8 protein-coding genes and 1 tRNA gene are annotated in these 8,300 nt (G+C 40.4%); 7 read left to right on the top strand and 2 right to left on the bottom strand.

Annotated features, from left to right (window positions below):
- Positions 1 to 111: 111 nt before the first annotated feature.
- Positions 112 to 1,647: a YfcC family protein gene (locus A5875_RS08230; RefSeq protein ID WP_088933142.1), complete on the bottom strand. Its 1,536-nt coding sequence runs from the start codon at positions 1,645 to 1,647 to the stop codon at positions 112 to 114.
- 200 nt (positions 1,648 to 1,847) lie between these two features.
- Here A5875_RS08230 and A5875_RS08225 point away from each other — a divergent pair, with 200 nt between their 5' ends.
- From A5875_RS08225 to upp, 6 genes are all read left to right on the top strand, one after another.
- Positions 1,848 to 2,438: a thymidine kinase gene (locus tag A5875_RS08225; protein WP_088933141.1), complete on the top strand. Its 591-nt coding sequence runs from the start codon at positions 1,848 to 1,850 to the stop codon at positions 2,436 to 2,438.
- An 86-nt stretch (positions 2,439 to 2,524) separates the two neighbouring features.
- Positions 2,525 to 3,598 (top strand): peptide chain release factor 1, encoded by a 1,074-nt coding sequence (gene prfA, locus A5875_RS08220; protein ID WP_088933140.1) that lies wholly within the window; start codon positions 2,525 to 2,527, stop codon positions 3,596 to 3,598.
- Positions 3,591 to 4,421, top strand: coding sequence for a peptide chain release factor N(5)-glutamine methyltransferase (gene prmC / locus A5875_RS08215; protein ID WP_088933139.1), 831 nt, complete (start codon positions 3,591 to 3,593; stop codon positions 4,419 to 4,421). The genes prfA and prmC overlap by 8 nt, the downstream gene beginning before the upstream one ends.
- A gap of 179 nt (positions 4,422 to 4,600) precedes the next feature.
- Positions 4,601 to 5,614 carry an L-threonylcarbamoyladenylate synthase gene (locus A5875_RS08210; RefSeq protein ID WP_088933138.1) on the top strand — a complete coding sequence of 338 codons (1,014 nt, stop codon included), beginning with the start codon at positions 4,601 to 4,603 and terminating at the stop codon, positions 5,612 to 5,614.
- 68 nt (positions 5,615 to 5,682) lie between these two features.
- Positions 5,683 to 6,924 carry a serine hydroxymethyltransferase gene (gene glyA / locus A5875_RS08205; protein ID WP_088933137.1) on the top strand — a complete coding sequence of 414 codons (1,242 nt, stop codon included), beginning with the start codon at positions 5,683 to 5,685 and terminating at the stop codon, positions 6,922 to 6,924.
- 64 nt (positions 6,925 to 6,988) lie between these two features.
- Positions 6,989 to 7,618 carry a uracil phosphoribosyltransferase gene (gene upp, locus A5875_RS08200; protein WP_088933136.1) on the top strand — a complete coding sequence of 210 codons (630 nt, stop codon included), beginning with the start codon at positions 6,989 to 6,991 and terminating at the stop codon, positions 7,616 to 7,618.
- 45 nt (positions 7,619 to 7,663) lie between these two features.
- Here upp and A5875_RS08195 read toward each other — a convergent pair whose 3' ends face one another.
- Positions 7,664 to 7,900 carry a hypothetical protein gene (locus A5875_RS08195; RefSeq protein ID WP_088933135.1) on the bottom strand — a complete coding sequence of 79 codons (237 nt, stop codon included), beginning with the start codon at positions 7,898 to 7,900 and terminating at the stop codon, positions 7,664 to 7,666.
- A 134-nt stretch (positions 7,901 to 8,034) separates the two neighbouring features.
- On the opposite strand from A5875_RS08195, the gene A5875_RS08190 reads away from it, so the two are divergent.
- A tRNA-Thr gene (locus A5875_RS08190) sits at positions 8,035 to 8,107 on the top strand.
- Positions 8,108 to 8,300 lie beyond the last annotated feature (193 nt).

Genomic DNA, 8,300 nt, shown 5'->3' with positions numbered 1-8,300 from the left:
GATTCACGTCTTTTTGTCGTCCATAGATAAAAGCAGTCAATAATTTTAAAAATAAAAAAGCAAAGTGGAAATAATCGGCTGCCACTATTTTGAGCTGATTTTTTTCGAATATTAAGAAATCAATACACCAACGGCTAAGAAGGCGAGAATCAAGACAATGATAGTGACCAGTAATTTAGTAACAAACTTGATCCATTTATCAAAACCGATATTTACTACTGAAAGAGAAACTAAAATCAATCCAGTTGGTGCAACCAAACCAATCAATCCTTGTCCCCAATTATACGCATCGACGATCAATGCGCGATCGATTCCTACAACATCGGCCAATGGGGCCATAATCGGCATAGATAGTACAGCTAGACCCGAAGATGATTGAATGAAGAAGCCTAAAATGACGTACACAAGGAACATGAACCAAATGAAGATGACGTTATTCATGCCGCTGATTGCATTACTAAAGAAATTCATGATCGTATCGCTGATGAAACTATTCTCCATGACAATACCAACTGAACGCGCTAGACCAACGATCAACGCCACTCCTAGCAGATCGGCTGCTCCAGTGACAAAACTGTCGATGAATTTCTTTTCACCTAGACCAGAAACGAATGCTAAAACATAAGTGACTGCTAAAAAGACGACTGCGATTTCAGTGAAATACCAGCCCAATTGCTGTACACCATAGATCATTACAACAAAGCCTAAGGCAAAGACGAGTAATGAGAATTTTTGCCGATTAGTGAAATCTGTGCTTTTTTCTCTTTCTTGTCCACCTAAAAAGCGTTTGCGATCACTCTCAGCTTGATCAGCAACTAGCGAAGTCGCTGGATTTAAACGAACTCTTTCGGCGTAACGAATTGTGTAAAGAATTGAAATCCCAACAGCAGCAATCCACATCAAGATACGTAATGGCATACCGTCAGTAAAATTAATCCCCGCGGCATTCGAAGCAATAACGGTTGAGAAGGGATTGATTGTAGAGCTCATCGTTCCAATCGCCGTCCCAAGATAGATCGTGGCGACTGCCGTGAGCGTATCATAACCTGCTAGTAAGAAAATCGGTATCAGGATCGGATAAAAAGCAATAGTTTCTTCGGCTAAACCAAAGGTCGTTCCGCCGATAGCGATTAAGGTTGTTACGATCACAATCAGCCATTTTTGTTTGCCTTTTAATTTTTCTGACAAACGCATCATCCCAGCATCCATTGCCCCCGTCGCGTTGACAATCCCAATTACACCGCCCAAGATCAAAATGAAGATCATAATATCAACACTTTCGGTAATCCCTTGAACTTGAGATCTTAAGAATTGTGTGATAGTACCGATTACTCCACGTTCGGGCTTTTTTATTTGCTCATAAGAATTTGGAATCGCGGCTGGGCGATAGATGGTACCGTCGCGAAACTTGCCGACTTTGATATGGATATCGTACTTATCCAATGTTTTTTGTGTCGCAGGTTCCATGATCGTTTTGTCCTGCGCATCAGTGATCGCGAATTGATCTTTTCCGCTATCATAAGTCAGCGTACTGTACTTGCCTGAAGGAATAAAGAATGTCAGTGCCTGAACCAAAATCAGTACAATAATGATGACCGTGTAAGCGGAAGGAAAACTGCGTCGTTTCTTTTTTGTCGATTGTGCCATGAAAAAACCTCCTACTATTTATAAATAATTACCACGAAATTATAGCATTGAAGGCTTATATTCTTAAAAAGAAAGCCTGTGACTTTGTTGAAAATAGTCGTTGAATCTTCTAAGACGACCCTGTTTTGAAAATTATTACTGTAAATAATCCGGCTTTTCCGCTATAATACGATAGGAACAAAAGGGAAAGGTGACAAGAAATGGCCCAGCTTTTTTTTAAATACGGTGCAATGAACAGTGGCAAGACGATCGAGATCTTGAAAGTTGCCCATAATTATGAAGAACAAAATAAACCGGTGGTATTGATGACTAGTGGATTAGATACACGTGAAGGTGTAGGAACGATTTCCAGTCGGATCGGGTTGAGCCGGCCAGCCGTACCGATTTTTTCTGAGACTAATGTCTATGATTTTATCAAAAGTCTTGATTACAAACCTTATTGTGTCTTGATTGATGAATCGCAATTTTTATCGAAAGATCATGTTGTGCAATTGGCACAAGTTGTGGATGAATTAGACATCCCGGTAATGGCATTTGGCTTAAAAAATGATTTTCGTAATGAAATGTTTGAAGGCTCGAAATATTTACTGCTTTATGCAGATAAATTAGAAGAACTGAAGACGATTTGTTGGTTTTGTCATAAGAAGGCGACAATGAATCTGCATTATATTGACGGTCGACCTGTCTATGAAGGGGATCAAGTTCAAATCGGAGGTAATGAAGCGTATTACCCCGTTTGTCGCAAACATTATATACACCCAGAAATTACCAGTCCTGCTAGCGAAAACTAGCGGAATATTGATGTGATGAAAATCAGTATCATTTTTCTCAAAGAAGAATGATGTAAAGAATAATCAATTTAGGAGGAATTTAATCCATGTACGATCAACTGCAGGCTATCGAAGATCGTTATGAAGAGCTTGGCGAATTACTGAGTGACCCGCAGGTTATCAGTGATACCCAACGCTTCATGCAGCTTTCAAAAGAAGAAGCCAATACGCGAGATACGGTAGAAACTTATCGCCGCTATAAAAAAGTGGTAGAGGGAATCAGTGACGCGGAAGAAATGCTAGGTGAAAACTTAGATGCTGAGATGGCGGAAATGGCTAAAGAAGAGCTGTCCGATTTGAAAAAAGAAAAAGAAGTTTTAGAGGATGAGATCAAGATTCTTCTATTACCAAAAGACCCGAATGATGATAAAAATATTATCATGGAAATTCGCGGAGCCGCTGGTGGCGATGAAGCTGCCTTATTTGCTGGCGATCTATTTAATATGTATCAAAAATATGCCGAAAATCAAGGCTGGAAAACAGAAGTTATGGAAGCCAATGTCACAGGTATAGGCGGATATAAAGAAGTTATCATGATGATTACTGGTGACAATGTATTTTCAAAACTGAAATATGAAAGTGGCGCGCATCGTGTTCAGCGTGTGCCATCAACTGAATCACAAGGTCGTATCCATACTTCTACTGCGACTGTGGTAGTTATGCCGGAAGCAGAAGAAGTAGAGATTGATCTGGCTGATAAAGACATTCGTACAGATATTTATCACGCATCTGGAGCCGGTGGACAGCACGTCAACAAAACAGCATCTGCTGTTCGTTTGACCCACATTCCAACGGGGATTGCTGTTGCGATGCAGGATGAACGTTCGCAAATTAAGAACCGTGAAAAAGCGATGAAAATCTTACGTGCGCGAGTTTATGATAAAATTCAACAGGAAGCACAAAGCGAATATGATGCAAGTCGTAAATCAGCTGTTGGTACAGGGGATCGTTCAGAACGTATCCGTACCTATAACTTCCCACAAAATCGTGTAACTGATCATCGTATTGGTTTAACGATTCAAAAATTAGATCAGATCCTAGCAGGTAAGCTGGATGAGATTATTGATGCCTTGATTATGTATGATCAAACCAAGAAATTGGAAGATATGCAGAATGGCTAAAACTTATGTAGAAGTCCTGTCAAGGGCTTCTTCTTTTTTAGAAGCCGCAGGAAAAGAAGGTTATGCCATCGAGTATCTTTTCCTGGCTCGTAAAAACTGGGATAAAACGCATTGGCTAATGCACATGCGAGAGGAAATTTCACTTGCGGACGAAGCGCTAATTGAAAAAGATTTAGCAAGTCTTATGAAAAATATTCCGCCGCAATATTTGCTGGGCTATGAGTATTTCTTTGAGCGTCGCTTCAAAGTAACCGAAGATACTTTGATCCCGCGACCAGAGACGGAAGAATTGGTTGCACTGTGCTTATCTATGAATGATAATACAACGAAAAAAGTTGTTGATATCGGCACAGGTACAGGTGCAATCGCTGTTAGTTTGAAATTGGAGCGGCCAGATTGGGAAATGACCGCTGTCGATATTTCTGAAGGTGCTTTAAACGTCGCAACCGAAAATGCTCGGAACTTGCAGGCGAGAATCAGCTTTAAGCAAAGTGATGTTTTATCTGCGATTACTGAAAAGCAAGACATCATTATCAGCAATCCACCATATATCAGTCAAAGCGAATGGGATTTAATGGATGAGAGTGTGCGAACCTATGAGCCTAAGACAGCTCTCTTTGCTGAAAATGAAGGATTGGCGATTTATCAAAAAATTGCAGCAGAAAGTCGAGAATGTCTCCAACCAAATGGAATGATTTTCTTGGAGATTGGTTTTCGGCAGGGGCAATCTGTGAAGGAAATCTTTCAAACCGTCTATCCTGAAAAAGAAGTAACGATCCATCAAGATATGTCAGGAAACGATCGGATGGTTGTCATTTGCTAGAAATTATTTTTTGCGCAAAAAATAATAAAAGAACACTGTAGCGGTGGGGCTAAAAAGACAAAAAATGTTATCAACATGGTTATACACGCTTGACATTTTGTTTATCCACAACACGGGGATAAGTCGTGGAAGAAAGTTTTTATATTAGGAAAGTTAGGAAAAGGAGCTGTGGAGAAGCTGTGGAAACAAAAATTTTTCAATCAGATCAAATAAATCAAGCGGCAGCGTTATTGCGCCAAGGAGAATTGGTGGCTTTTCCGACGGAGACAGTCTACGGATTGGGCGCTAATGCGCTTTTACCAGAGTCAGTGAAGCAGGTTTTTACGGTCAAAGGACGTCCTAGCGACAACCCTCTGATTGTCCATGTCGCCGACTTTTCAATGACAGCAGAGTTTGTTGAAAGTTATCATCCTTTAACTGAAAAGATCGTCAAACATTTTTGGCCAGGACCACTGACCTTGATCTTTAAGATCAAAGAAGGCAGTTTAAACCCTGTTGTGACCGGTGGGTTATCCACAGCTGCCTTCAGAATGCCAGATAATAAAAAAACATTATCTTTAATTGAAAAAACTGATGCACCGCTAGTTGGACCAAGTGCAAATACATCTGGCAGGCCAAGTCCAACGACAGCATTGCATGTATATCATGATCTAAAAGGGAAAATCGCAGGAATATTAGACGATGGTGCAACACAAATTGGTGTAGAATCGACTGTTTTAGATCTAAGTGGTGAGGTGCCGACGATTTTACGGCCGGGTGCAGTTACGCAAGAGGCATTGGAGGAAATTTTAGGGATCGAGGTTCCTTTAGATAAGCATTTGGTCAAAGAGAGTGAGACACCAAAAGCTCCAGGTATGAAATACAAGCATTATTCACCAGACACGCCAGTTTTGATGATCAACTCTGACGACTGGGAAAAAGCATTAATTTGGGCGGAAGCAAATGATAAAAAAGTCGGTTTGCTTGTGACACCAAAAATTGCTGATAAATATTCTTCTGCGGATCGTTTCGTATTTGCTGATGAAACGGTTGAGGCTGCTACGCGAGGATTGTTCAGCGGGTTGCGGGCATTGGATGAAGCGAAGAAGGTAGATATTATTTTCGCGGAAGTCTTTCCAGAAGATCATTTGGGCTTGGCTTATATGAATCGTTTGAAGAAAGCGGCAGCACAAAATTATTTTAGTGAAATGTAAACAAAAGATTCGATTATCTGCTGAAACTTTCGTATACTTAAATCAGAAAATTGAAAGGTGGCGTTGGGATGGATTACAAAGCACTAGATCCCGAACTATGGGGAGCAATAGAAAATGAGGCGGAGCGTCAAGAACAGAATATTGAGTTGATCGCCTCAGAAAACATCGTGTCAGAAGCAGTACAAATGGCACAAGGAAGCGTCTTAACGAATAAATACGCAGAAGGATACCCTGGCCGACGTTATTATGGCGGTTGTGAATTTGTCGATGTGGTTGAGAATTTGGCAATTGATCGGGCAAAAGAATTATTTGACGCAAAATTTGCAAACGTGCAAGCACACTCTGGTTCACAAGCCAATCAAGCAGCATATTTCTCATTAATCCAGCCTGGCGATACTGTTTTAGGAATGGATTTATCAGCGGGAGGTCACTTGACACACGGTTCGCCGGTAAATGTCAGCGGAAAATTATACAACTTTGTCAGCTATGGAGTAGATCCTCATACAGAAACGATCGACTATGAAGTTGTTCGTATTTTGGCGCGGAAACATCAGCCTAAACTAATCGTTGCAGGTGCGAGTGCTTACAGTCGGACAATCGATTTTGCCCGTTTCCGGGAAATCGCTGATGAAGTCGGCGCTAAATTAATGGTGGACATGGCCCATATTGCGGGACTAGTAGCAACTGGCTTGCATCCCAACCCAGTACCTTATGCAGATGTCGTAACATCAACGACACATAAAACGTTACGCGGCCCTCGCGGCGGATTGATCTTGACTAACGATGCGGAATTAGCTAAGAAAATCAACAGTGCAGTTTTTCCTGGACTGCAAGGCGGACCACTCGAGCATGTCATTGCTGGTAAGGCTGTTGCTTTTAAAGAAGCATTGGCACCAGATTTTAAAGTATATAGCGAACAGGTTCTTAAAAATGCTCAAGCAATGGTCAAAGTTTTCAATCAAGCACCAGAAACACGTGTGATCTCTGGATCTAGCGACAATCATTTATTATTGATCGAAGTCACTGGTTTTGACATTACTGGACGTGAAGCGGAAGAATTGTTAGACAGCGTGCATATTACTGTCAATAAAAACTCGATTCCATTTGAATCGAAAAGCTTCAAAGAAACTAGCGGGATTCGAATTGGAACACCTGCCATCACGAGTCGCGGTTTTGAAGAAGAGGATACGAAGCAAGTTGCTGAACTGATCGTTGAAACGTTGCGTTCTAGCGGTAACGAAGAAAAATTAGCTGAGATCCGCAAAGCGGTTTTAGAATTAACAGATTCTCATCCAATTCATGCACATTAGACTAGTTTTCTTATAGCGGTTGTCTTATAATTAGGAGAAATGCAGAATAAAGGAGCAATTTATTATGGGAAAATTTCAAGTAATCGATCATCCATTGATCCAACACAAATTAACGATCATTCGTGATAAAAATTGTGGAACGAAAGTTTTTCGTGAAGTAGTGAATGAAATCGCGATGTTGATGGCGTATGAAGTTTCACGCGATATGCCGTTAGAAGATATCGAGATCGAAACGCCGATCACTTTATCTACTCAAAAAACTTTATCAGGAAAGAAAGTTGCAATTGTACCGATTTTACGTGCTGGTATCGGCATGGTAGATGGCATCTTAGAATTGATTCCCGCTGCAAAAGTAGGGCACATAGGAATGTTCCGTGATGAAGAAACTTTGGAGCCACATGAATATTTCTTCAAAATGCCAGAGGATATCGATAGCCGTCAATTATTCATCGTCGATCCAATGTTAGCAACAGGCGGTTCAGCGATCATGGCGATTGATTCATTGAAAAAACGCGGTGCTTCAAACATGAAGTTTGTTTGCTTAGTAGCTGCACCTGAAGGCGTAAAAGTTTTACAAGAAGCACATCCAGATGTTGATATTTATACTGCTGCATTAGACGAGCAATTGAACGATCAAGGTTATATCGTTCCTGGTCTTGGCGATGCTGGTGACCGTTTATTCGGTACAAAATAAAAAAAGAAGCGAACCTGTCAAAAGGTTCGCTTTTTGCTTGGAAAACTAAATCTTTTTCATTTGTTTATAATTGATGACGACAACACCATTGGAATGAGTAATCAAGTCTTCATTGTCTTTTTTCTCATCAATTTCAATGACTGCTGCGTTTTTCAATTGTTTAGCGACGACCCCGGTTTGGGATTCACCGCGAATAGTGAACATGACGTGTGTCTTGACGGGAAAACTTTTCCCAGCTTCGGAAGGATCAACGTGTGTTTCTATTTTGCCAAATGTAGCCATCTGTTTCGAACGCCTCCTTTTTTCACATACTTTATTTTAGCATATTTTCAAGTTTTTTTCATGTAATCGCTTTTTAAGAAGAATCTTACTTTACTTTTTCGGAGAAGTTTTCTATAATTTCACTTGTACGAAATGCCAGCTTAGCTCAGTTGGTAGAGCAACGCACTCGTAACGCGTAGGTCACAGGTTCGAATCCTGCAGCTGGCACTACTTATAAAAGTCGTCATATCAAAGTTCTATCTTTGATGTTGGCGACTTTTTGTTATTATCGGAAATAAATTCGGAAAAAAGTCCAAATATTTTGTTGAATTCTATGTTACCGTAAATTTACAAGATCTTTTCTGCGTGATTCATTTTTACAAGCAAGGTTGAGGAGAATTATGAAAAAAATTTATACGTT

Source organism: Enterococcus sp. 3H8_DIV0648, from assembly GCF_002140655.1.
Classification (GTDB): Bacteria; Bacillota; Bacilli; order Lactobacillales; family Enterococcaceae; genus Enterococcus_A; species Enterococcus_A hulanensis.
This window is presented reverse-complemented; position numbering and strand designations above follow the sequence as displayed.